Consider the following 24,952-nt stretch of genomic DNA (forward strand, 5'->3'; position numbering starts at 1 on the left):
CTTTAAAGTATCGGTATACCTGTGTCACGCTTAACATGCTCTAATACAATATAGCTGTGTGTTTGCGATACGCCTGGAAGCTCGACTATTGCACCCAATAGCCCACGGTATGCATCAATGTTTTCAAACCGTAGTTGTAGTAAATAGTCAAAACCACCAGCAACCATATGGCATTCAGCTACTTCTTTTATTTTTACCACCTCTTGGCGAAATTCATTAAAAATACCACCATTAGCTCTGTCTAGTGTAACTTGAATGAATGCAGACATGCCATATTTAAGCTTACTAGCGTTAAGAAATGCACCGTAGCTTTCAATAAAACCTTCTTTTTCTAATCGCCTAACCCGCTCTAAACAAGGGCTAGCACTTAAGTTAACTTTTTCAGCTAAATTAGCATTAGAAATTCGACCGTTTTTTTGTAAAATGTCTAAAATAGCAATATCGATTCTATCCAATGCTCTAGTAATTGTATTCATCGTGGTATACATGTTCAGCTAATATATAATATACCGTGGATTATTCTGCATTTATGCCCCTTTCGCAAACACATTTTATTCCCAGGGTAATTTTTATTTGAGCGGTAATACATAGCGTCTTACAGGAATCGTTTAAGCAGAGAGTTTATAAGGGAATAAGATAACCTGAATTCTGGATAAGCTAAGCACGTCAATGTCACGATTTTTGCGCGTATCTGCGTGAAATTTGCTACTAATAGCTCGCTATTAGGTACGCAAACTTGCCTTGATTCACTCAACACTTATAACATTGATATATAACTACATAAGCAATACGATTGTTCTATAATAAACAATTGAAAAATATAACTTCATCGGTGTTGATCGTACATCCGTCATCCAAAACTCAAGTTAAGATAAGGTTTACACTAAGCGCGTTGAACTTTAAGGTACAAATTCTGTACGAATTAAAGTGATGTAATTGAGACGTAGCTAACCAGGTATAGTTTTCTTTATGAATGAGCTACAACAAGTATCCTTTAGCACTTTTATACTTGTTAAGGAAGTTGCAAGTGTTTAGCTAAATCATGTGCGGGCATAGGTTTATAAAAATAAAACCCTTGGCCATACATACAATCCATTTCCTGTAGTAGCTTGGCATCTGACAGGTTTTCAATTCCCTCGCCCACAGTGGCCATTTGTAAATTGGTTGCTAAATCGATTATCGCTTTAATAATTGCTTGATGATTATCGTGTTCATCAACATTATTAATAAATGATCGATCTATTTTGAGCACGTCAATCGGAAAACGATGTAAATAGCTTAAGCTAGAATAGCCTGTACCAAAATCATCAAGTAAAATTTTAATACCCATTTGTTTCAGTGCATTCATATTCTCAAGCACAATATGCGTATTTTCAAGTAAAGCCCGTTCAGTAAGCTCAATATGAAGGTGGCTTGGATCTAATCCAACCTCCTTCAATATTTTCATAATATCTCCTGGCAGAGTACGATTAAAAAAATGATTAGCAAATAAGTTACAACTAACATAAAGGTCGAAGCGTTTGAATTGATCTTGCCATAACTTTAATTGTCGGCATGCCTTTTCTAATATTTCAAAATCAATTGCCATAATTAAGTTGGTTTCTTCTGCTAATGGAATAAATTCTGAAGGATAAACAAACCCTCTTTGGTCACTTTCCCATCGAGCTAATGCCTCAAAGCCAACAATAGCCTCATCGCTTAAGCGCACAATTGGCTGAAAGTGTGGAATAAACTCACTTTTGATAATGGCTTCACGAATATCAGTTTCTAAACGCAGCGCATTTTGTACTTTTTTATGCATGCTAGCGTCAAACACTTCATAACGCCCCTTTCCTTTATCTTTTGCATGATACATTGCAGTATCAGCATCTCTGAGCATTAAATCAGCGCTAGTATAGCGAAGGTCATTAAACAAGAGCCCTATACTAGTACCGATAAATACAGCCTGATTAGCTATGTAAAAAGGCGTAGCAAGGTATTCGGTTATTCGTTGTGCAACATCATATGCCTCTTGATTACTTTCTAAATCCTCAATCAAAATAACAAATTCGTCGCCACCTAGCCGCGCTACCACATCTTTAGTGCGTACTATTCTTTTTAATTCAAGCGCAACTTCTTTTAATAATTGGTCGCCAGCATGATGGCCTAAACTATCGTTAACTACTTTAAAACGATCTAAATCTAAAAATAAAACAGAAAATTTCAACTCAGGTCGACGAACATTACAAGCGATAGCATGATTTAATAAATCAACAAAAATTGCACGATTTGGCAACCCTGTTAAGCTGTCATGAGTGGCGGCATACTTTAATTTAGCTTCTGCCTCTTTTCGCTGCTTTATTTCTTCTTCTAACGCGACTGTCCGTAATTTAACCTGACTTTCTAGCAATTCATGTGCTTCTCTTTCAATATCAGCTATTTCTCTTCTTTTTATTGCGGTAGATACATGCTGAGAAACAAATTTTAGCAGCTCTTGGTCTTGCTCATTAAATATAACATTTTTTTGATAACTTTGAATAACCATGGCACCAATCACCTTACCCGATTGGATCAACGGCACTCCTAGCCAAGATTTGGTTTCCTTCGGAGGTAATACAGCTTCGCCTGCTTCATATAATGCCATCATGTCATCATGAGTTAGCAGCATTGCTTTACCACATTTAATTACTAGCTCTGTGTAGTGATTGCCAAACTTTCTGGGAGCAAAGTCAGCATCTGTATAAGTATTGCGTTGATCAGAATGGTAAGCAAAGGTCAATAACTCTTGCTCTTCATCATACTTAGCGATAAAGAAGTTTTTTGCATTAATTAACTGCCCAATAATGTTATGCACCATGCTATAGAACTTATCTATATCGAGTGAAGTATCATTGGTTAATTCAGAAATTCGATAAAGTGACTCTTGTAACAATTCTGACTTTTCACGCTCTCTAATTTGCCCCATTAATTCACGTGTTCGGGCATCAACCGCTTTTTGTAATCGCTCGCGATCTTGCAAACGCATCATCGCATTCACAACATGTTGCGCGGTAAAAGTTAGCATCTCTAGATCATGCTCTTGATATCGGACCGTTTCGTCATAGCTCTGCACTGCCATTACACCAATAACAAAGCCATCACTAATTAACGGTATACCTAACCAGTCCGTACCTCGAGTACCTACCTGCTTAATTTTGTTCTCTTGAATTAGCTCTTCCATTCGCTCTGGCGTAGCAAGTAAGGGTTTTGCTGACTTGATCACATAACAAGTCATTGAGCCTTCTAACTCAGCAAAAGGCATTTCACCGGGAGGGTAAGAATCTTTTTCATCAACCTCATAGACAAAGTTGATTGTTTGAGCACCTTGATCGTACATGGCAATATAAAAGTTATTAGCCGGCATTATCGCTGAAATAGCATGATGAACTTGAGTAAAAAAGGTATTAAGATCAGCGCAATCTACCGCGAGTTGATTAAGCGTAAACAGCGCGGTATACCGTGCTTCTAGTTTGCGATATTTATCTAGTAAAATTAAACTTTCTTTTGCTAGATCATTCTCTTTTTTATTCAATTGATTACCTGTAAATTCCGTGACATCACAGCTTTATAACTTCCATTAACAATTAACATAATGAACCCTTATTAATAATAATTCCACTAAAATAATTTAAGAGTACTAGGTGTAGGCTATTGTAAGTTATTAATTTTTATCACTTATCGATTTTTCTATTTTTTTCATTTCTTCTTTATTGCCACAAATGGCGTCTTGATGCTCATCTCGGTAATAGCGAATATCGATACAAGACTCTTGGTACCTACGCTCTAGCTCTGTTCTAAGTATTGGCTTTCCGGCGGCTTGGGTAATTTGCTTTTGTAAAATTTCACATTGCTTTAGTTGCTCATTTGCCATGCGAATATCTTCACAGGGGTTTGATTGATTGGCACATCCCGAAATAGCAGAAAAAATTGCGACACCACATAGCGTTTTTATATTCATATTTAGGCTCTTTTGAGTAAGAAAGTAGTGATAAGCAATTGCCTATCACTTTTAGTATAAGCATTGAAGGTCATTACATAAAGCCTAAAAAACAAGTTCAGATAAATAAAAGGTTATCTGCCACCAGGTTGCCCTTGGCAATTGTATACTTCCACTGATTTAACCTCTTTTTTGTGTACAAAGTGAGACAATAATAACGTGAGTTTATACCTTTGAAGTAAGCCAGAACTACAGGCTTACTCTACAAATACAGACGCCATAAAAAAGCTTAAAGCGCTTATCAGTGTTGACTTAAGCTCGCATCTTATAACAGTTTAAGTATATACTTTCTTACTAGCTTATATTACGAGTTTAAACTGTACTAAAACCATGCTGTTTTATACGGTTAATACCGTAATTAGATTAACAGGAGAAAAAAATGCAAGTTCAAGTTGTTGATTATCATGCAGATGATGCAGCAGAGCGCTTTGTAGAAAGTTTAAAATCTACCGGTTTTGGTGTCTTAAAAAATCATCCCATAAAGCAATCACTCGTTGATTCGATTTATCGTAACTGGTATGAATTTTTTACACATGGTAACCCTCAAGACTTTGCGTTTGATCCACAAAAGCAGGACGGTTATTTTGCCACTGAAATATCAGAAACAGCAAAGGGCCACACTAAAAAAGACATCAAAGAATATTTTCATATTTATCCGTGGGGAAGAATTCCGAGCCAACTTAAAGGAGAAATAATTGAGTATTATGAAAGCACATCTGCGCTTGCTGCACAATTACTTGATTGGGTTGAGCAATATAGTCCTGAAGATATTGCTAAAAACTACTCTGAACCATTATCTAACATGATAAAAGGCACACCAAACACATTATTACGAGTGCTACATTACCCGCCTTTAACAGGTAATGAAGAAGCAGGAGCATTACGAGCCGCTGCGCACGAAGATATTAATTTACTTACTATTTTACCCGCCGCAAATGAACCTGGCCTACAAGTTAAGTCACAAGCAGGAGAATGGTTAGATGTTCCTTCTGACTTTGGTTATCTCATTATAAATATCGGTGATATGCTACAAGAAGCTTCCGCTGGGTATTTCCCATCTACAAGCCATAGAGTTGTTAATCCTACAGGCGAAAGCGCGAAAAAATCACGTATTTCATTACCGTTATTTTTACACCCAAGAGATGAAGTTGTTTTATCTGAAAAACATACACAAGCCAGTTACTTACTAGAACGCTTAAAAGAATTAGGAGTAAAATAATACCAATCTCACTAACTATGTGATCATTTCTACTTGTTATAACAGTCAATTACTGCGTATAAAATAGATCACTTAATTAATGAAACTGGTATAACTTTTTAATGCGCTTATTATTGTTAGCAAAAAGCCCTGTTACAAAACAGGGCTTTAAAGTAAGTGATATTAGATTTATCTTAACCTTACCTTTTCTGTATTAACTTGAAAGCACTTCTGTTGAGTTGCTATCAGAAACACTACTTGCTTTTTTCTTCCGCTTAAATACTCCACGCAAGTCTTCAATAATTACGTATAAGCTTGGTATTAATACTAGCGTTACAATTGTTGCAAACAATACACCAAAAGATAATGACACCGCCATTGGCACAACCAATTTAGCTTGCATGCTTGTTTCAAAGAAAACAATAGGCACTAAGCCAATAAAAGTAGTAATAGACGTTAGCATTATCGCTCTAAAACGACGTGTTCCAGCAAAAACAACCGCCTCTTTAAGGGGAATGCCTTCTTTGCGCGCATTATTAACATAATCAACCATAACCAGCGAGTCGTTCACCACAACCCCAGCAGCTGCAATAATACCAAATATTGATAATGTATTCATATCCATACCGAGTATTAAGTGACCAAAGGCAGCACCTATAATGCCAAAAGGGATCACCGACATAATCATAAAAGGTTGTGAATAAGAACGTAACGGTACCGCTAATAACGAGTAAATAACCATTAATGAAATGATAAAGTCGCGCATTTGTTCAGCCGCACTTTCCATTTCTTCTTGAATTCGCCCAGTAACTTCACTTTTAACTGTAGGAAACTGACGCAATAACTTAGGAATAAAGTTTTCACGAATATCTTTAGCAATCGCAAAAGGCTCCACTTGGTCTGCATCAACCGTTGCCCACACATTAATTGTTCGATTACCACTTTCTCGACGAATACTGGTAACCCCTTCAGTTAATTTAATATCGGCTAACTCTGAAAGTGGTAATTCTGCACCATTAGGCGCTTTGATCATCACATTATCAACATGACCAATTGAACTGCGCTGCTCTAGTGGGTAACGAACCATTACTTTAATTTCTTCGGTATCTCGTAAGATTCGTTGTGCTTCCAAACCATAAAAGCTATAACCAACTTGCGAGGCGATATCAGATAAGGTTAAACCCAAACTATAAGCAAGTGGTTTTAGTTCAAACTGTACTTCTTTAGCACTCGTTTGTCGGCTGTCATTAACATCGCCAACACCTTTTAAAGAATTAAGTTTAGCTTTAAGCTGAATAGCGGCTGCTAAGAGTTGATCATCATTTTTACTCTCAAGCCTAAAACTAATATCGCCATCTTCTCGTCCACCACCAAATAAGTTATCACTAATACTAAATGACTTAACACCCGCCATTTTAGGGATAGCTTTTCGCCACCTGTCAGCTAAAGCAAAGGTATCCATTACTCGGTCTTCAGGCTCAACAAGTTTAACAGTAATATTACCAGCAATACGTCCACGTAATTCAACATTCATATCGGCAATCATACCTTTGCCAAACTCTTGTTCAATTATTTTATCTTGCTCATTTAGAATATTCTCTACTCTTAATAAAGTATTTAACGTTGCCTTGTCAGAAGAATCGACATTCATCTCAATGCTAATGCGTGGAAAGTCATGGGGTATCTTAGGTTGACCAACAAAACGTAAAATTCCACCACTATATAAACCCGCACTGATCAACAGTAGCGATATAAAAAAGGTTAATACACCATAACGATAGCGGATAAATACGACCAATGAGGGCTTATAAACTGTATCAACAAAGTGTTTTAATCCTTTATCTATACTTCTTCTGACTCTATCTAACGGGTTCTTCGGATTAAACTTCTTAGGTTTCATACCGGCTAAATGCGCTGGTAAAATAAGTTTTGATTCAACTAAAGAGAATAGCAAACAGAAGATAACCACAAAGCCAATTGATTTACTAAAAGCTGATGATGGACCATCACCTAAAATAAAAGGCACAAAAGCTGCAACCGTTGTTAACACGCCAAATGTTGCTGGCATTGCGACACGTTGTACTCCGCGAATAACACTTTCTGTTGACTGGCCATTTTTTTCTATTTCACTATGGGCACTTTCACCCATAACAATGGCATCATCGACGACTATTCCTAGTACTAATATGAATGCAAATAAGCTCGTAATGTTAATAGTAACGTTTACGAATTCCATCGGCATAACTAATAATGTACCTAGGAAACAGACCGGTAAGCCCATCATTACCCAGAACGCTAAACGAATGCGTAAAAACAACGCTAGCATTAAGAACACAAGAAATGCACCACTTTTCATATTATCTAGCATCATAGTCAAACGACCTTCTAGATAATAAGTCATATCAACCCATGTTTCTAAATCTACACCATTGGGTAACTCTTCACTTTTCTTGGCAACATATTTGTGCATAATATCGGCAATATCAGTAATGCTTTGATTCTCAGCAGCACCAATAAAAAAGGTCATCGAATTTTTACCATTAAACTTTGAGTATTGAATTCCTTCTTGAAAACCATCATTAACAGTAGCTACTTCACCTAGCAGCACTTTGCTACCATCAGCTAAGGTCATTAACGGAATTTGTTCAAATTCATGCCCACGATAGGCTTGGTTTTCAACTCGTAAATTTATATAACCATTTTCGGCTTTTATTTGCCCTGCAGACATATTGCGTGAATAGCTTCGAACCGCACTAGCCACATCGGTAAAACCTAAATTATATTCACGTAATTTGTCTTTGCTCACTTCTATTGAGATTTCATAACCTAAACCGCTATAAAACTCAGAAATATTAATTAATGGTAGCTGCTGTATCTCATCATGAATATTACGGCCAAGTTCCTTTAGTTCTTTCGTTGATAAGTCACCATATAAGCTGATATACATTACTTCTTGGCGAAACTTAATACGTTCTACTTTCGGGCGCTCCATGCCGTCAGGAAAGCTTGGTATTGAATCTATCGCAGACTTTATTTCTTCTAAAACGACTTGCGGATCATAGCTTTCATCAACACGAAAGTACCCCGACGATGCATTACGATTAGAATACGTAATAACACGCTCTAAACCTTGAATTGTTTCTAGCGCTTCTTCTATTTTGATCGTGATCCCTTCTTCAACTTCCTGCGGCGCAGCACCAGGATATACCGCAGTATATTGGATCCAGTTAATTTTAAATTGGGGGAACATTTGTTTGTTAATTGTAAATGCGGTAAGCAAGCCACCAACAATTATAAATATCATTAAAAGATTTGCTGCAACACTATTACGTGCAAACCAAGCAATTAAGCCTTTATTAGTATCATCCATAACTAATCCTTAATACTTGCTAGTTGCGTTTCATCTGTTTTTGGTAAATCACCTTCTTCGTCATCTGGCAAGGCTAACTTCATGCCATTAACCGGATAATCTAAAGCTGAGGTTATTACCTGATCTCCTTCATTAAGCCCGCTTGCTACAATGACATCTCGTCCGACTTGACGCACAATATCAATAGCAACAAATTGAAGCTTGTTATCTTGATCTAAGGTCGCAATTTTATCATCAACCACTAAATATCGAGGTACTATGGTTGCACTTGTTAATTCTATTCCTTTAATTTTCGCATTAACATACGCGCCAAACCTCAGTGGTATTTCATGTTTTTTTTCATCAATTAAGCCATAAGGGTCTTGAACTTGTGCAACGAAATAGCTCATCCGGCTTTTTGCATCAACTACCCCTTCACTACGTATTACCTTAGCCTGCCACTCAATTTCTTGACCCGCAAAATCGCCAATAAGCACAACTGATGCATCTTTACCCTGCTCAGCTAAAAATTGTAGCTCACCATCGGCAACTGGAAGGCGAACCTCAGCTATCGCAGTACCTAATAATTTACCTACCATACTGCCGGTACCAACAAATGAACCTAAACCTATATTTCGATTCTCTATCATTGCATCGTACGGCGCTCTAATTTCTGTACGCTCCATATTACGCTTTGCTCTTAATACTGACGCTTGGGCCGCTTTAACTCGTGCTATTTCTTGCGCAAGCTGAGGTTTACGTAAACTTAATTCAGTGGGTGAAGTGTCTGTAATTTCTTTCCATTCTTGCTCAGCAACTTTACCTTGAGCACGTTCTTTTTCTAATGATGCGCGTGCTGACGCCAAGTTCGCTTGAGCATCAATTAATGCAGCTTCATAATCACTCGGGTCAATACGTGCCAATAATTGACCTTTAGCCACAAAACCACCTCGTTCAAATGTTTGTGAAAGTTCAACGATTGGTCCACTAACTTGTGCAACTAGCTCTGTTTCATATTTTGGCGTAACAATGCCATACGAGTTAACCTCCAATACCATAGGGCCAATGGCCACAGGTTGAACTGATACAATTGGTGTTGTATCAATTTTTTCTTTTTCTTCGGGCGGTTTTTTCATGTTAGAAAATAATATAAACAGTAAAGCCCCTGCCGCTATTATCGCTATTGGTACAATTATTTGTTTTTTTCTTGTCATCACTAAGTCCCCAAGTAATGTATAGCAATTTGAGTAATTATTGGCCCTGCAATTAAAATTAAAGACTATTCGTTGTTAATGAATGAATTTCAAGCAAGCTAATAATGATAAAAAAATTGTTATAGTTATGTTGTTTTTATAATGGCTAATATATTAACGATATTACCTTTATAAAATTTAAATAAAGTGTAAATACTTATTACAAGATCTACGCCGTTTTTGTAAAATTAATAAAAAGGCTTCAACTTTAATTTTTTACCTTTTAATAACAGCAACTTATAGCAAGAAAAAGAAATGAAATTCACAAAAAATAGGAACGAAAATTGATCGGTATGCCAATACTAAATTAGCGTAACTCACCAAATATTATATTTTTATAAAAATTTTTCGGCAATATAACCAGTACAACACTAACCACTGAAATAGCACTACACCGCCAAAAAATATGAGCGAAGACCAACCAGGCGGTGCAATATTAATTAAGCCTCCTAAAAAGCTTTTACTGATGTATCCCCAGCTAACGACGCTGCTGCCAACATAGACAACAATTGAGTTAGTACCAATTACTGCAAAGAAAGTAGCCCAAGCCCTTATTTTAACCACATCGATCAATACATAAAAAAGTGTTAATAATAAAATACTAAAACCTGAGGTAACCAATACAAAAGAACTTGTCCACAACGTTTTATTTATTGGAAAAAATATTCCCCAAACATAACCGAGAATAACCATTGAAATACCAGCAAGTATCAAGAACGAAGTTAGCTTTAGGGCATTAGCAGAATACTTGATTATAAATCGCCCAGTAAACACCCCAAAAAGCGCATTAATTATAGAAGGTAAATTCGATAAAACCCCTTCTGGATCAAAAGCTTTATCTCGAAGTATAGCGCCAGGTAAAAAATGCTGATCAAACCAAACGTTAATTGCCCCATCTGCTGAATAGTCACCGCCCCCTAAGCCTGCTATTGACACACTAGACAATAGTAACCAATAGCCAAGCAGCACAGTTAATGCAACTATCCACTGAACTCGTTCACTAAAAAACCACACTAGTAAAGCCGCAACAAACCAAGAAATACCAATTCGACCTAAAACACTAGCTACACGAATAGACTCAATATCTGCAGGAATACCTTTGCCCCAACCATGGTTATAGATAATCCCTAACAACATTAGTATGACTAACCTTTTAACGCCATGTAATACGATTGACTTAGCTTTTTCAGGGGGGTAATGCGATAAAGGCTTACCTGTAATACCTAAGCTGACACCAGACAAAAAAATAAATAAAGGGAAAATAAGATCATAAGCCGTAAAGCCATGCCAAGTTGAATGTACCATCTGTAAAGAGGCGATATGAAAAAAAGACCAGCCAGTAATAATAAATAATGCAGCAAAGAATTTTTCTCCTCCCAAAATCCAAAACATGTCAAAGCCACGTAATGCATCTACTGATAATAAGCGTTTCTTTTTTTGCTCAGGCTTTGTGGTGTTCAATTGATCTTCCATTTAATTTTCACCCAATTTAAAGGCGCTTAGACAGCGCTGTCATTATTGATTGTAAAGTTCAGCCACCAAAATGCAATAAAATATTACACTTCGCACTTGCATAATATATGCGATATAGGGATGCTAACTACTAGGGTCTTTAAAATAACCTAACGGACAACACCACAATGATCACAAAGATAAAACAATTCTTAACCGAACTATCTGAACAAGAGACAGTTAATAGTGATAGCGAGCTTTCTATCGAAATGGCGTCAACCGTATTGTTATGTGAAGTAATGCGCGCTGACGGAAAGTTAGATGAAGAAGAGCTTGCGCAGCTAACCCAGCTAATTACTCACCGCTTTAAACTTAATGAAGAAGAAGTTTCTTTATTAATAAAAGAAGCTATTTTAACAAGTGAACATGCCATAGACTTTTACCAGTTCACGTCTAAAATTAATAAAAACTGCACAATTAAAGAAAAAATAGAAATGGTAAAGCACTTATGGTTATTAGCCTTAGCAGATGGCGAAGTGAGTGCGATTGAAGAGCATACTATTAGACGAATTGCTGACTTATTGCACTTGCGCCAAAGTGAATATATACAAGCAAAAGATGTAATATCCTCCTAGTTTGAGCTAGTGTGAAATAAATTATTTCAGCGCTAACTATCAATTCGCGATATAATAAATTTAACTGTTTTTACTTATACCAGTTTCATTAATTAAGTGTTCTATTTTATACACAGTGAAAACAGTCAAATACAAGGTATTTATTTTCATAACGAGTTGTTCAGGACAATAATGCTCATTCATTGTCCACATAAGCTACACCCATGTAGTGATAATTATAAAATAAATAACGCAGTAGTTGATTGTTTTAGCCGGTAGAAATATTCACATAGTTAGTGAGATTAGTATTAACCAACTTATGGCAAACTATGGCTAATATTGGCAAATTTAATACCCTACCTGTAATTGCAAAATCCGACAACGGTGTCTATTTAGATGCAGGCGATTTGGGTGAAATACTGTTACCCAATCGATACTTACCTGCCAACTGTGAAATTGGTGAGCAACTTTCTGTATTTATTTACTTGGACTCAGCCGATAGATTAGTAGCTACAACGCAAAAACCTTATGCGGAAGTTGATACCTTTGCTTCACTTAAGGTTGTACAGGTAAATAAAATGGGAGCTTTTCTTGACTGGGGCTTACCAAAAGATTTATTGGTTCCATATAATCAACAACATAAAGCAATGGAAGTGGGCCGTCATTATCTGGTACGAATATCTCTTGACCATAGCACTCAACGACTAATTGCTTCGAGTAAAATTGATAAATTTGTTGATATTTGGCCTGCAGATTACCAAGTGGAAGAAAAAGTTGAATTAATGATAGCCGCAAAAACTGACCTTGGCTTTAAGGCAGTAATTAACGATAAGCATTGGGGGTTACTGTACGATAACGAAATTTTTCAACCACTACGCGTTGGCCAAAAAGTTACAGGTTATATTAAGCAAGTACGTGAAGATGAACGAATTGACTTAACCTTAACTCGTGCTGGTAAAGGAAAAGTAATCGACTTTAGTAGCCAGCTCATTGCCTATTTAACCCAACATGGTGGGCATAGCCCATTGAATGATAAAAGCGCTCCTGAGCTGATCAAAAAAGAGCTAGGTGTAAGCAAAAAAACATTTAAAGCAACAGTTGGTAACTTGTTAAAGCAAGGTAAATTAACAATAGAGCCAAACGGTATAAAACTAACCTAGTGTATAGTAGCACCTATTTAATCTGATACGTTTTAAGTGTAGATTCTACCAAAACACGCCCACATAACGGGCTGATAATATTTAACCTGAATCGGGATAAGCTAAGCACCTCAATGTCACGATTTTTGCGCGTATCTGCGTTGCCTGCATGGACGTAGGTACTTGGTTTTTGTCTGGAACTAAAAAACCGTTAATTTGCTACTAATAGCTCGCTATTAGGTACGCAAACTTGCCTTGATTCACTCAACACTTATAACATTGATTTATAACATTGATTTATAACTACATAAGCAATACGATTGTTATATAATAAGCAGTTGAAAAATATAACTTTATCGGCATTACTCGTACATCCGTTATCAAGGACTCAGGTTAAATATTATTGGGGAATCGATCTACATGCCCGACTTTTATATGTTTGCATACTTGATGAACGTGGTAAAAACTTGTTCATCAAAATAGCTGCCTTATACCAGTTTCATTAAATAAGTGATCTATTTTATACGCAGTGAAAACAGGCAAATACAAGGCATTTATTTTATAACTAGTTGTTCTAATTATAAAATAAATAACGCAGTAGTTGATTGTTTTAACCAGTAGAAATGATCACATAATTAGTGAGATTGGTATTATACACAGGTTAAGGTGTTGTTCACTGTCAGTGCATATCAACAATTATCATTAAAAAGCCTCTTAAACATACATGTTTAAGAGGCTGTAATTATTAACTATTTACTGGTTCAAATTCGTGATTTTAGCTTATCATTTCTTTAAAAGCTGCCTCTAAAACCAACGGTAAAACCACGTCCAGGTAGCGGGGCAAGCTCTTTTAAAAATGATGAATGTACACGCGCTTCTTTATTGGTTAAGTTATTCGCTTTAATAAACAGCACTAAATCATCACCAACCCCTTGCAAGTAGTAGTTTAGATGCGCATCGATCATAGTATAACTATCAGTGTGAGTTTCTAATGGCGCTAATCTAGATTGTTGATTATAGCGACTCACCGACACCTCTGCTTCATAACTATCTACTTGGTAATTCAGTAGTCCTCCAATACGTAAAGGCGGTATTCTAGGTAAATTACCACCATCAACTAAAGATGCTCGAATATAATCGCTAAACAAGGTTGCTTTAACATTGTTATTAATCTGGTAAACAAGTTCTGCTTCTATACCGTAGAGATTAACGTCATTTTGTTGGTAATTATAAATAGGTAGCCCTACTTCATGAGTCTCTTCTTCATCATGATCATGGTCGTGGTCGTGTTCCTCACTAAAAAACAAGCCCGTATTTTGTGCGTAATAATAATCGTTAATACGGTTATAAAAAGCACTAACAACAAAGCCAAAGTCGCCTTCGAACTTTCTCCATGTTAAGTCTAGGTTATAAGAAGTCTCTATTTCTGCTTGGCTATCACTAAGCCCAAAATGATTATGTTGATGACCCTGGTGATATTCAACTTGATATAAGGCGCCTATTTCATAAGTACTTGTACCGATATGAGGGCCAAATGAAAATAGCTCAGCTGCGGAAGGTGCACGTTGAGAGATAGCCGCCGACACACCTAAGTTATATCCTGGCTGATAATCCCAAACTAAACCTAAAGAAGCGCTTGTTGGTGTAAAAGTGTATTCTTCATCTAATAAACCAACAAAATCACCACTATTTAATGCTGATGTAACGTTAATTGAAATATGCTCAACCCTAGCACCGAGCTGGATTAATACATCATCAAAATGTTTTTCCTCTAGCCAAGCAACGGCGATTGATTCTGTTTCTGACGGTGGGGTAAATGCTTCAACACCTTGTGCTGAAAAGTCGGTATTTTTATAGTGTAAAGTAAACGCGCCTTTCCAACCATCAAACTCTTGGTGGTATGCATCTATTCGCGCTTCGAGCATGTCGTTGGTAAAAACGGTGCCAACCACATCATGTTCTATTTCTTTATGCTGATAGTCTGTAAAGGCTATTTTGCTATTAATTTGTCTAATAATTGCATTATTAATATTCCACTCTGACAGCATTTGAAATTTGTTTTGACTCAGATCAGCATATACACGCTCCTCTTCATGCCCTATTTCTTCACCTGTTTCATCGTGATAATCTTCATGTTCATGCTCCGTATGACTGTGACCGACAATACCATATGTGCGATCTGTTCTGCCGTATGAAAAACCAATATAACCGCTATCAAAAATATAACTTGAGCCTAAAGTAAAACCAGATGCTTTACCGTCACTATTTAATAAAATACCAGTGTTCGCCTCTTCGTGCTCGCTATGCTCACCATCTTCATGATGATTTTCAGACTCTGAGTTGCCAGGAATGTTGTAGTTATTAGCATTTCGCCAAAAACCATCAAGATGAAATGCAAAGTTATTAAACGATGTATTTACCGCTATTGATACTTCATTTTCATCCGCAACATCATTATGTTTAACCATATAGTCGACACTGTCATCTAAATATTGAGGAACTCTATTATCGACAACGTTTACAACACCACCAATAGCACCACTCCCATAAAAGAGTGTTGCTGGGCCTCTCAGTACTTCTACTTGTTGAGCATTTGCGGTATCGGAAGAAACTGCGTGATCTGGCCCAACGCGTGACGCATCTCCAACATCTAATCCATTTTGAGTAATTAATACTCTTGGCCCATCAAGCCCTCTAATAATCGGGCTACTAGACGCAGGACCATAGTAAGATGAATGTACACCAACCTCATTCTTTAACGTTTCTCCAAGAGTTGAGGCATGTTTAGTGCGAAGTTCGTCTGCAGCCAACACGTTAACCGGTAAAGCCGACTCTATATTAGATGAATGTAGCGGAGTAGCATGTACATCAATAACTTCCATAACACTTGGTATTAGTGTTAGTTCAAATTCGGTTAGATCGGCTTCGCCTATTGTGAGACGCTGATTTTTATGACTATAACTTTTTGCGGTAACGTGTAATTCGACTACCCCACGATTAAGGTTGTCGATAGAAAACTGGCCATTTTTATCAGTTTTAACCACTCGGCTACTACCTACAAGACTTACTTCTGCATTAACAATGGGTTTACCTGACAAGTCTTTTATCTTACCTATTACTTCTTGTGCGTAGCCCGTCTGGCTATACATTAATGATAGCAAGCTAGCTGCTACTAATTTATTTAACATTATTTTTTACCTAATTGAAAAATGTATATCTCTGGAAAATATTTGTTCGAATGTTCTACGCCCCAATAAATAAACATTCACTAAAATAGCGAAACAATATTGGATAGCTTAAATTAACTTCACTTGGGTTAAGCAAAGCTAATAATAGAAATTTGTATACTGGTTAGGTATGAGTTGGTGGCGCTCTTAATTGAGGGGAAAAGTAATCAGTTTTAGTCGCATGCTTAATATTGTCTATCGTCGAAGGCTGCGTAAACTCACTGATTTCAACAGGTGTTACCGTGAGCCTTTGAGGTATGCTACCAATATTATGTTGACATAAATTACACTCTTGTTGTTCAACATTAGACTTTGTTACATCTATCGTATGAGCATGCCCTAAACTAAAAAACAACAAAAACACCAGCATGAATAGGCTGGTTAATCGATATTTCGGAATTAGTTTTAGTTTTAAAGTACTCATAGTGATTGTGATACTATAACACTAAAGACAATAATACAATGAAGCAAATAGGAAAATTGATCTTTTCTTTAAAGATAATAGGCTCTGCATTGTGTTGGTTATTTAAGTTAACCTGAGCTCTGGATAACGGATGTACTTTCAATACAGATAAAGTTATATTTTTAAATTACTTACTATAGAACAATCGTATTGCTTATGTAGTTATATATCAATGTTATAAGTGTTGAGTGAATCAAGGCAAGTTTGCGTACCTAATAGCGAGCTATTAGTAGCAAATTAACGGTTTTTTAGTTCCAGACAAAAACCAAGTACCTACGTCCATGCAGGCAACGCAGATACGCGCAAAAATCGTGACATTGACCTGCTTAGCTTATCCAGAACTCAGGTTAAGTTATTAAAACTATTGTGAAACAATAACTCATGCCATATATGGAGCCTGTCTAATTACAAAGCAATTAAAGTCGCTAAGCAGAATGCTTTACAGCCATATATGGTATGAAGTTATATCGCTCACTACTGTGTTCCACCTACAGTCATTTCATCAATTTTTAAGGTTGGCTGCCCAACGCCTACAGGTACGCTTTGACCATCTTTACCACAAACGCCCACTCCGGCATCAAGGGTTAAGTCATTGCCTACCATGCTTACATTCCTCATTGCTTCTGGCCCACTACCAATTAATGTTGCGCCTTTTATTGGCGTGGTAATTTCGCCATTTTCAATTAAATACGCTTCAGAACTTGTAAAGACAAACTTGCCTGAGGTGATATCAACTTGGCCACCAGCAAAATTGGGCGCATATATGCCTTTGTTTACTGTGGCAATAATGTCTTTCGGATCATGCTCGCCGGCTAACATATAGGTATTTGTCATACGTGGCATAGGTAAGTGAGCATAAGACTCTCGGCGCCCATTACCTGTAGGTTTAACGCCCATTAGGCCCGCGTTGTGTTTATCTTGCATATAACCTTTTAGTATGCCTTTTTCGATTAACACATTGTATTGTGAAGGCGTGCCCTCATCGTCAATCGACATAGAGCCTCTACGATTTTGCAAGGTGCCATCATCAACAATAGTACAATGTTCAGAGGTAACCTGCTGACCAATACGACCTGAGAAAGTTGATGAACCTTTACGATTAAAGTCACCTTCTAAACCATGACCAACAGCTTCATGTAACAATACACCGGGCCAACCACTGCCTAAAATTACCGGGAAATTACCAGCGGGTGACTCCACTGCCACCAAATTAACCAAGGCCTGTCGTACCGCCTCTTCAGCATAACTCAAGTAACGCGCTTTACCATTTTCTAACTCAAAAAAGTAACTGTAGTCTGTACGTGCACCACCACCAGCGCTTGCTCGCTCACGCTTGCCATTTTCTTCAACAAGCACTGAGCAGTTTAATCGTACTAACGGACGAATATCGGTTGCATAAGTTCCATCAGTTGCAGCTACTAATATTTTTTCATACACGCCCGATAAACTCACGATCACTTGTTTAACTCTTGCATCAACCGATCTAGCGTGTGCTTCAACTTCATGTAGTAACGTTATTTTTTGTTCTTGAGCTAAGCTTGTTAACGGGTCTGTCGCTTGATAAATAAGTGACACATTTTGCTTTTTAAAGGCTTGAACGCTGCCATTTTTATCGGCAGCAGCAATGCCTTTAGCGGCATCAGCTGCAATAGTTAAAGCTTCAGGCGTAATATCGTCAGAATAGGCAAAGCCGGTTTTTTCTCCTGATATCGCACGAACACCAACGCCACGTTCGATATTATACGAACCTTCTTTTACGATCCCATCTTCGAGCATCCAAGACTCATGACTACTTGCTTGAAAATACAGATCCGCAAAATCAACTTGTCGCTGATAAATACTTGAAAGGGTTTTATTTAAGAAACTAGGATCTAACTGGCTATCGGCCAAGAGCTCTTGCTCTACACTATTCATATTATTTCAACTTGGTTATAAACTGGTTATGTGCCCTTACTGGCATTGATTGTTGTACTTTTTTTAAGTTTTCGAGTGAAAACGTTGCTGTAGCACAGCCGTTTTGGTCTGCTAAATTTGTTAGCACTTCACCCCAAGGACTAATTATCATACTATGGCCCCATGTTTCTCGGCCACTTGCATGAGTGCCCGACTGCCCAGCGGCTACTATATAAACCTGATTTTCAATGGCTCTACTTTGAAGTAGTACCTGCCAATGCGCCTCTCCAGTTACTTTAGTGAAAGCACTCGGCACGGTGATCACATTGGCTCCTTGGCTTGTTAGGGAGCGAAACAATTCAGGAAAGCGTAAATCATAACAAATCGTTAGACCTAGGTTAATATTCTGAGTGACTGGCAATACCTTTGTTTCTTTACCTGCTTGTGTATAACGGGACTCAAAGTAATTTTTTTCAGCATCATCAACCACTACATCAAACAGGTGTAATTTATCATAGCGCCCTATTTGTTCGCCTGTTGAAGAAAAAACACAACATGAATTAGTAAACTTATCACCTTCTTCTGTGAGTAAAGGAATGCTACCTGCCACTAAAATTATTTGGTACTTCTTTGCTATTGCTGCTAATTCAGCCACCAAGCTATTGTCTGGTGCTGTTTCTTTGGCTAGTGCGAGTTGGTCAGCATCCTTTCCGCCAAAGAATAAACAGCATTCAGGCAACACCACTATGTGTTCATCTGCTATTTTTAAACCTGAAAGCTGCTGCTCGATATAAGCTAAGTTATTTTCAACATTAGGCTCAGAGCACATTTGCATTACTGATAATTTAACCATCGATTTTATCCAGTTCTTTTACTTCTTTAGCTGGAAGCTTTATCTCAGCAGCTTTTTTATCTTCTTGAATATTTGTTTCAGCATCTACTATTTGTGGAGGTGTCGAGCGACCCACACTAATGTTTTGGCTTTTGCGGTTAACTTCACGCAGATCAGGCTCATTAATATTACCGGTTAATTCAAAGTTAAACTCTGACCAAACTTTAGAAATTAACACTTCATCTAATGCTAATGCGCCTAAAAATGTGACTGGGTTTAATGTGGCTATCCAAGCAATCGCAGGTAAACTGGCACTGAAATTTGGTTTATACGACATTCTATAGTCAAGATTGCCAGCCGACAGGTTGGTATTACCTTTAATTGAAAGGTCACCAGCAGCCCCTTTCATTTTTGCGTTATCAGTATAAAGTACGCCATCTTTGATGTGTGCTTCGGCTATTATTTGGCTATAAAACATACCATCGCTGAAAATATCACGAAAATCCAATGTTAGCTTTCGTACTAAAGACTGTAAACTCAGCACGGAAAAAATTCGCAACCCTTTATCATCAATGTCAGCCAAATATCCGTCATTTAGTTTAGTGTAAAGCTCACCATTAAGCGTCTCAACATTCCATTGATAAGGTGCACCCTGCCAATTAATATCATAAGTTGCTTCAACACCACTATCTTTGATCAATGAAGCAAAACCAAGCTGCTTAAACTCTTGCTCCAAATCATCAATTGATAACTTTCCATTAATAGACGTAATATAATTATCTGCTTGTCGCTGCCATAGCATATCAAAGCTCACATTATTGCGCTTACGTTTTGCTACAAAGTTATTCAGCGCGATTGTGTTATCATCCTCTCGTTTGATCAGAAAATCGATTTGACCCAAATCTAAGCCATTGTATTGGCATTGTTTACAACTGAACGTTACCGGAGGCACATTATTGAATATATGTGCGACAGCAGCATTCTCTTGAGCAATTTCTTCAATTGACTTTGTTGGAATTGGAATAACTTGTTGTTCATTAACACTTTTCGACTCTACGCTAGGTAACACCGTTTTTGTATTAGCAAGATTGATAAAGTCTGCCTCGACCACAACCCCTTGTTCAAGCCAATTGGGTAAAAACTTAATATCGGCTCTAGCTTGTGTGCTACTAAGCGCTAGCAACCACCAAGCTTGTTCGTCAGATATATTAAAAGCAACATTATCGAGTGTTTCTCCTAATAGTGTAAATTGAGAAATTTCGCCCCTAATCCGCTGAGGTTGAGTAAGCAAAGAAGGCGATTGCACATTATCTTCATCATTTGAAAAGCTAGCTAATGAGTCAATAATATCAACAACGAAAGGCTGCCATTGCTCAAAGCTAGCCTTTTCTAAATTTGCAGTAATATGAAAGCCGTTAAGTGGCAGTAACATATCCTCTTTACCTAGAATTAAATGGGCTCGTGAAAATGTTACTAGCTCATGATCTAACACGCCGTAAAAACTCATTTGCTTACCGACAACAGCATCTATGATAGATTGCTTTTCGTTACCTTGTACTTTAGCAAGTACTGAACGTTTGTCGTCTATTACTTTTTCAAATGGTGCTGGAAGCTTTAGTTCTGTTTGCGCAAGATCTGACAATACCAACAAGTCATATTTAAACTGACCATCATCAGCATTTTTAAGGGTTAATTCACCCTGCCATTGTAAAGGGCCTTTAGCATAATCTTTTAATAATGGGGGTAATTGCTTTTGCCATAATGCTTGAGACCAATCTGCAGTAATATCAATATTCGTCTGATAATGCTCAGGTGTTGTCTCTGCATTCACGTTTAATGCTAAGGGTAAATCGCGCCAATTTAGCTTAATATTTTTAGTCGTAATAACATCATTCACAAAGTTTAACTGACCATTAACCTGTTCAAACTCCATTTCAGGGGCAGTTAATGACACTCTATTATTAGTAAATACAACAGTTCCCTTCGCCACCGTATTGTCGGTGTCCTCTAGCGGGATAGTCAGTGAAAAAGTTCCTGCAATATTATCACTCACCTTAACTTGCTCTAAAACAACCCCTACACTTTCTTTTAACGGACTTTTTTGCATTAAAAGAGTAACATCAGCCGCCTTTGTATTATTAAAGCCAGCCTCAATTTCCAGTAGCTGAGCGCCAACTAATTCATCAATACGCGCAGTCACACCACTTACGTCAACACCTTCAAGTGATCCTGAGCGCCCTGTGATCAACATACTATTATTGGTAAAGTTTAAATTGCCATTAAACTGCTCAATCGCCGACCACTCCGAGTCAAATTTAAAAGTCGCGTCAGTTAATTCTGCATCAACGGTAAAAATACCTTGTTGCTCAGTAAATGGAAAATCAACTAGTGGGCCATTAAACAATACCTGGGCCTGTGTAGCTTTACCGCTGATAATAGACTTATTCAAGTAGTTAACTAAGTCAGGTCCCATTAATAGTTCTGGGTAATAATGCGGTGCATTTTTAACATCAACGTTTTGAACATCTGCCAATAAGGCCATGGTAATAGGCTTATCATCACGGGCATCAATAGTTACTTCGCCTGATAGGCTGATTTCTTCTGAGTTTAGTGATATATCGTTAATCTTAGCTAACACGCCGCTTTCTTGAAAAAATAAAGAAACTGTTGCTGCTAACGTTTGGTAAGGAATGGGCTTAATAAAATGCTCTTTAAAGTCAATTTCACCATTATTGCTTTGCACTTTCATCAATAATTGTTGATCGTGGTAAAGCACTTCACCCGATAACTGGTTAATGCTAGGTATGCCTTGATAATAACTAATTCCAAGTTGTGAAAACTCTGCAGTTACACTTGTTTTTGAATCTTTGGTTTGCCAAACAACGTCATTTAAAACCCCTTGAGGTGCTAGGCTATATAACAGTTTTCTGGCATCTTTATTACTGGTAAATAAAGGAACTAATTGCGCTATACCTTCAGCATCTATACTTGAAATATAGCCACTGTATTGGTTTTTATTAGCAGATACTTCTATTGTTAGTGGTAACCAAGCTCTGTTATTTGATCTAAAGGTGAGTTCTGATGTACTGAAGTTGAAGTATTGATTATCGCTAATATTTTCAATCAGAATTAAGCCGTGCTCGATATTAAAACTCTGTATACTGGCTAAGTGTTGCCAAACAATCTGATTTTCCCCTAAAGCGACTTTAATATTCTCAATCAAGCCATCATTAATTGCTAACCACGCATCAAAATTAATCGAAGAGTGAGTATCTTCATCTTTTATCGCTAGCACCTTATCAAGCCAGGGAGTTATGTTAACTTTATTTGCTTTAACATAGACAGTCCCTTTCATTGTTGACAGTTTTTTTCCTTCTAGTGCTAATACTAAATTTAGATTATTAGAAGTTAAACCATCAATGATTACTTTACCTTCAGCGCGATGTTTATCTCCATTATTCAACCAATTTAACTCGCTAATTAGAAAGGTTTGCACTTCTTGTTCGGTACGGTAGATAATTTGGCTATCACGTAATGAAAAGCGATTAATGCGCTGTAAAAATAACTCAGTAACATTATCGACTATCGCTAATTGCTGGTTATTTTTTTCTGTATTTATTACTACGCCTTTATTTACATAAACTTTTACACCGTCAAGCGTTAATGCTTTCGTTACAAAGTTTAATTGGCGGATACTACGCCAAAAGTCGAGATGAAAATCGATAGCACCGATAAATATTTCAACGCCATCGGTTTGAAGAAAACTTACATTATTAGCAACCATAGATGGACCAGAGCTTTTCCAATCCATGTGTAATGAGCCTATAACAACATTACTTTGATAGGTGGTATTAATATAATCTTGAAAGTCGAGGCGATAGTTATGAGCATAAGGAAGTAGTAACCTTAATGAACTTATCAAAACCGCAAAGGACACCAACAAAATAGCAATGATTTTGTAAAAACGGTTTAACCAACGATTTAAGACTTTAGAAATACTCATTTATACTCTTTTAAAAACACTCAACAGCCACTAACTCACTTGAGTTTAATTACATCATAACAACGTCGAATTGCTCTTGATTATACATGGTTTCAGTTTGCACTTTAATTTGCTTACCAATAAATACCTCTAGCTCTGCTAAATTATGAAACTCATCATTAATTAATGACTCACTGACTAACGTCGATGCGTATACAATAAATTTATCAGCATCGTAAGCTCTATTTACTCTCACTATTTCTCTTAGAATTTCATAGCAAACTGTTTCTACTGTTTTTAAATTACCTCTACCTGAGCAAACCTCGCATTCTCCACATAAAATATGCTCAAGGCTTTCACGTGTTCTTTTTCGCGTCATCTCAACTAAGCCTAGCGCAGAAAAACCGCTGATACTAAATTTTACTTTATCTTTAGCCATAGCTGATTCAAGGCTATGCAGCACTCTACGCTTATGATCAGTATCAGTCATATCAATAAAATCAACAATAATAATTCCACCCAAGTTACGCAGCCTTAATTGCCTTGCTATTGCTTGCGTAGCTTCAATGTTAGTGTTGAAAATGGTTTCTTCTAAATTACGATGCCCTACAAACGCTCCGGTATTGATATCAATTGTGGTCATCGCCTCTGTTTGATCAATAATTAAGTAGCCACCTGACTTTAAAATAATTTTACGATGCAAAGCCCGTTGAATTTCGTTTTCAACATCAAACAAGTCAAAAATAGGTCGCTCACCAGGGTAATATTCCATCAAACCAGTTAACTCTGGTACGAATTCTTTTGTAAAGTCACTTAACTGATCAAAGGTTAACTTAGAATCTATTCTAACGCGCTCTAACGATACACCAACAAAGTCTCGAAGCACCCTAAATGCAAGTGATAGATCTTGATATAATGCTATTTTTGTTTGCTTGCGCTTTTTACGCTCTAATACCTTAGACCATACCCTTCGTAAAAACTCTGCGTCATGTTTAAGTTCGCTCTCTCCTACTCCCTCAGCCGCTGTTCGTACAATAAAGCCATGCTCATCATCACAATAAGGAGTAACAATATTTTTTAATCGTGTTCGCTCCGCAGCATCTTCAATTCGCTGTGAAATACCTGCATGGCTCGCATTTGGCATTAAAACTAAGTACCGTGCTGCTACAGTAATATCTGTAGTCAACCTTGCGCCTTTAGTACCAAGCGGATCTTTAACTACTTGCACTACAATGTGCTGGCCTTCGTGTACTAAACTTCGAATATCTGGTACTTGTTTTGACTCTTTATCTTCGTTTGTAATGAGAGTAGAGTTAATATCTGAAGCATGTAAGAATGCCGCTTTTTCTAAATTTATATCAACAAACGCTGCCTGCATACCAGGTAACACGCGGATCACTTTGCCTAAATAAATATTACCAACAAGCCCCCTGCGAGCTTCACGTTCTACATGCACCTCTTGCAGCACACCATTTTCAATTAATGCCACTCTAGTTTCGCTAGGTGTCACATTGATCAGTAATTCCCCATTCATT

Annotated in this window: 16 protein-coding genes; 3 read left to right on the forward strand and 13 right to left on the reverse strand. The window is 37.3% G+C overall.

The window, feature by feature from the left end:
* Positions 1-2 precede the first annotated feature (2 nt).
* From QUD79_RS14725 to QUD79_RS14735, 3 genes are all read right to left on the reverse strand, one after another.
* Entirely contained in the window at positions 3-476 is a 474-nt protein-coding gene (locus tag QUD79_RS14725) for an Lrp/AsnC ligand binding domain-containing protein (protein WP_184424646.1), read from the reverse strand.
* Between the two features lie 536 nt (positions 477-1,012).
* Positions 1,013-3,550, reverse strand: coding sequence for a sensor domain-containing phosphodiesterase (locus QUD79_RS14730; RefSeq protein ID WP_221435202.1), 2,538 nt, complete (start codon positions 3,548-3,550; stop codon positions 1,013-1,015).
* A gap of 129 nt (positions 3,551-3,679) precedes the next feature.
* Entirely contained in the window at positions 3,680-3,976 is a 297-nt protein-coding gene (locus QUD79_RS14735) for a hypothetical protein (RefSeq protein ID WP_184424647.1), read from the reverse strand.
* 418 nt (positions 3,977-4,394) lie between these two features.
* On the opposite strand from QUD79_RS14735, the gene QUD79_RS14740 reads away from it, so the two are divergent.
* Positions 4,395-5,234, forward strand: a complete 840-nt coding sequence (locus tag QUD79_RS14740) for an isopenicillin N synthase family oxygenase (protein WP_184424648.1) — start codon at positions 4,395-4,397, stop codon at positions 5,232-5,234.
* A 193-nt stretch (positions 5,235-5,427) separates the two neighbouring features.
* Here the strand turns inward: QUD79_RS14740 and QUD79_RS14745 are convergent, their stop codons facing one another.
* The 3 genes from QUD79_RS14745 to nagX form a co-directional block, all read right to left on the reverse strand.
* Positions 5,428-8,583 carry an efflux RND transporter permease subunit gene (locus QUD79_RS14745; protein ID WP_184424649.1) on the reverse strand — a complete coding sequence of 1,052 codons (3,156 nt, stop codon included), beginning with the start codon at positions 8,581-8,583 and terminating at the stop codon, positions 5,428-5,430.
* A 2-nt stretch (positions 8,584-8,585) separates the two neighbouring features.
* A complete protein-coding gene (locus QUD79_RS14750; protein WP_184424650.1) occupies positions 8,586-9,776 on the reverse strand; it encodes an efflux RND transporter periplasmic adaptor subunit in 1,191 nt (396 codons plus the stop codon).
* Between the two features lie 366 nt (positions 9,777-10,142).
* Positions 10,143-11,288 carry a transmembrane glucosamine N-acetyltransferase NagX gene (gene nagX / locus QUD79_RS14755; protein ID WP_246454975.1) on the reverse strand — a complete coding sequence of 382 codons (1,146 nt, stop codon included), beginning with the start codon at positions 11,286-11,288 and terminating at the stop codon, positions 10,143-10,145.
* A 167-nt stretch (positions 11,289-11,455) separates the two neighbouring features.
* On the opposite strand from nagX, the gene QUD79_RS14760 reads away from it, so the two are divergent.
* On the forward strand, positions 11,456-11,902 hold the full coding sequence (locus QUD79_RS14760) for a tellurite resistance TerB family protein (protein ID WP_184424651.1): 447 nt from the start codon (positions 11,456-11,458) through the stop codon (positions 11,900-11,902).
* A gap of 60 nt (positions 11,903-11,962) precedes the next feature.
* Here QUD79_RS14760 and QUD79_RS14765 read toward each other — a convergent pair whose 3' ends face one another.
* Positions 11,963-12,094, reverse strand: coding sequence for a hypothetical protein (locus QUD79_RS14765; RefSeq protein WP_281401844.1), 132 nt, complete (start codon positions 12,092-12,094; stop codon positions 11,963-11,965).
* Positions 12,095-12,210: 116 nt separating this feature from the next.
* Between QUD79_RS14765 and QUD79_RS14770 the strand changes: the two genes are divergently transcribed.
* On the forward strand, positions 12,211-13,041 hold the full coding sequence (locus QUD79_RS14770) for a CvfB family protein (protein ID WP_184424652.1): 831 nt from the start codon (positions 12,211-12,213) through the stop codon (positions 13,039-13,041).
* A gap of 770 nt (positions 13,042-13,811) precedes the next feature.
* Here QUD79_RS14770 and QUD79_RS14775 read toward each other — a convergent pair.
* The 6 genes from QUD79_RS14775 to rng all read right to left on the reverse strand — a co-directional run bounded on the left by QUD79_RS14775 (position 13,812) and on the right by rng (position 24,951).
* Complete coding sequence (locus QUD79_RS14775) at positions 13,812-16,208, reverse strand: TonB-dependent receptor (protein ID WP_184424653.1); 2,397 nt, start codon at positions 16,206-16,208, stop codon at positions 13,812-13,814.
* Between the two features lie 163 nt (positions 16,209-16,371).
* The gene (locus QUD79_RS14780; protein ID WP_184424654.1) at positions 16,372-16,671 is read right to left on the reverse strand and encodes a DUF2607 family protein; all 300 of its coding nucleotides are present in this window, start codon (positions 16,669-16,671) and stop codon (positions 16,372-16,374) included.
* A gap of 513 nt (positions 16,672-17,184) precedes the next feature.
* A complete protein-coding gene (gene tldD, locus QUD79_RS14785; protein ID WP_184424655.1) occupies positions 17,185-18,624 on the reverse strand; it encodes a metalloprotease TldD in 1,440 nt (479 codons plus the stop codon).
* 1 nt (position 18,625) lies between these two features.
* Positions 18,626-19,456 carry a carbon-nitrogen hydrolase family protein gene (locus QUD79_RS14790; protein WP_184424656.1) on the reverse strand — a complete coding sequence of 277 codons (831 nt, stop codon included), beginning with the start codon at positions 19,454-19,456 and terminating at the stop codon, positions 18,626-18,628.
* Positions 19,449-23,438 carry a YhdP family protein gene (locus QUD79_RS14795; RefSeq protein ID WP_184424657.1) on the reverse strand — a complete coding sequence of 1,330 codons (3,990 nt, stop codon included), beginning with the start codon at positions 23,436-23,438 and terminating at the stop codon, positions 19,449-19,451. Before QUD79_RS14795 ends, QUD79_RS14790 begins: the two co-directional genes overlap by 8 nt.
* 49 nt (positions 23,439-23,487) lie before the next feature.
* Entirely contained in the window at positions 23,488-24,951 is a 1,464-nt protein-coding gene (rng, locus tag QUD79_RS14800; RefSeq protein ID WP_184424658.1) for a ribonuclease G, read from the reverse strand.
* Position 24,952: the final 1 nt, after the last annotated feature.

This window comes from Thalassotalea piscium, from assembly GCF_030295935.1.
Lineage (GTDB): Bacteria > Pseudomonadota > Gammaproteobacteria > Enterobacterales > Alteromonadaceae > Thalassotalea_B > Thalassotalea_B piscium.

What these genes read in the sequence shown, in the direction of transcription:
- QUD79_RS14725 (WP_184424646.1), bottom strand. Translation starts at nt 476, where the DNA reads ATGAATACAATTACTAGAGCATTGGATAGAATCGATATTGCTATTTTA.
- QUD79_RS14735 (WP_184424647.1), bottom strand. Translation starts at nt 3,976, where the DNA reads ATGAATATAAAAACGCTATGTGGTGTCGCAATTTTTTCTGCTATTTCG.
- QUD79_RS14740 (WP_184424648.1), top strand. Translation starts at nt 4,395, where the DNA reads ATGCAAGTTCAAGTTGTTGATTATCATGCAGATGATGCAGCAGAGCGC.
- QUD79_RS14745 (WP_184424649.1), bottom strand. Translation starts at nt 8,583, where the DNA reads ATGGATGATACTAATAAAGGCTTAATTGCTTGGTTTGCACGTAATAGT.
- QUD79_RS14750 (WP_184424650.1), bottom strand. Translation starts at nt 9,776, where the DNA reads ATGACAAGAAAAAAACAAATAATTGTACCAATAGCGATAATAGCGGCA.
- nagX (WP_246454975.1), bottom strand. Translation starts at nt 11,288, where the DNA reads ATGGAAGATCAATTGAACACCACAAAGCCTGAGCAAAAAAAGAAACGC.
- QUD79_RS14760 (WP_184424651.1), top strand. Translation starts at nt 11,456, where the DNA reads ATGATCACAAAGATAAAACAATTCTTAACCGAACTATCTGAACAAGAG.
- QUD79_RS14765 (WP_281401844.1), bottom strand. Translation starts at nt 12,094, where the DNA reads ATGTGGACAATGAATGAGCATTATTGTCCTGAACAACTCGTTATGAAA.
- QUD79_RS14770 (WP_184424652.1), top strand. Translation starts at nt 12,211, where the DNA reads ATGGCTAATATTGGCAAATTTAATACCCTACCTGTAATTGCAAAATCC.
- QUD79_RS14775 (WP_184424653.1), bottom strand. Translation starts at nt 16,208, where the DNA reads ATGTTAAATAAATTAGTAGCAGCTAGCTTGCTATCATTAATGTATAGC.
- QUD79_RS14780 (WP_184424654.1), bottom strand. Translation starts at nt 16,671, where the DNA reads ATGAGTACTTTAAAACTAAAACTAATTCCGAAATATCGATTAACCAGC.
- tldD (WP_184424655.1), bottom strand. Translation starts at nt 18,624, where the DNA reads ATGAATAGTGTAGAGCAAGAGCTCTTGGCCGATAGCCAGTTAGATCCT.
- QUD79_RS14790 (WP_184424656.1), bottom strand. Translation starts at nt 19,456, where the DNA reads ATGGTTAAATTATCAGTAATGCAAATGTGCTCTGAGCCTAATGTTGAA.
- QUD79_RS14795 (WP_184424657.1), bottom strand. Translation starts at nt 23,438, where the DNA reads ATGAGTATTTCTAAAGTCTTAAATCGTTGGTTAAACCGTTTTTACAAA.
- rng (WP_184424658.1), bottom strand. Translation starts at nt 24,951, where the DNA reads ATGAATGGGGAATTACTGATCAATGTGACACCTAGCGAAACTAGAGTG.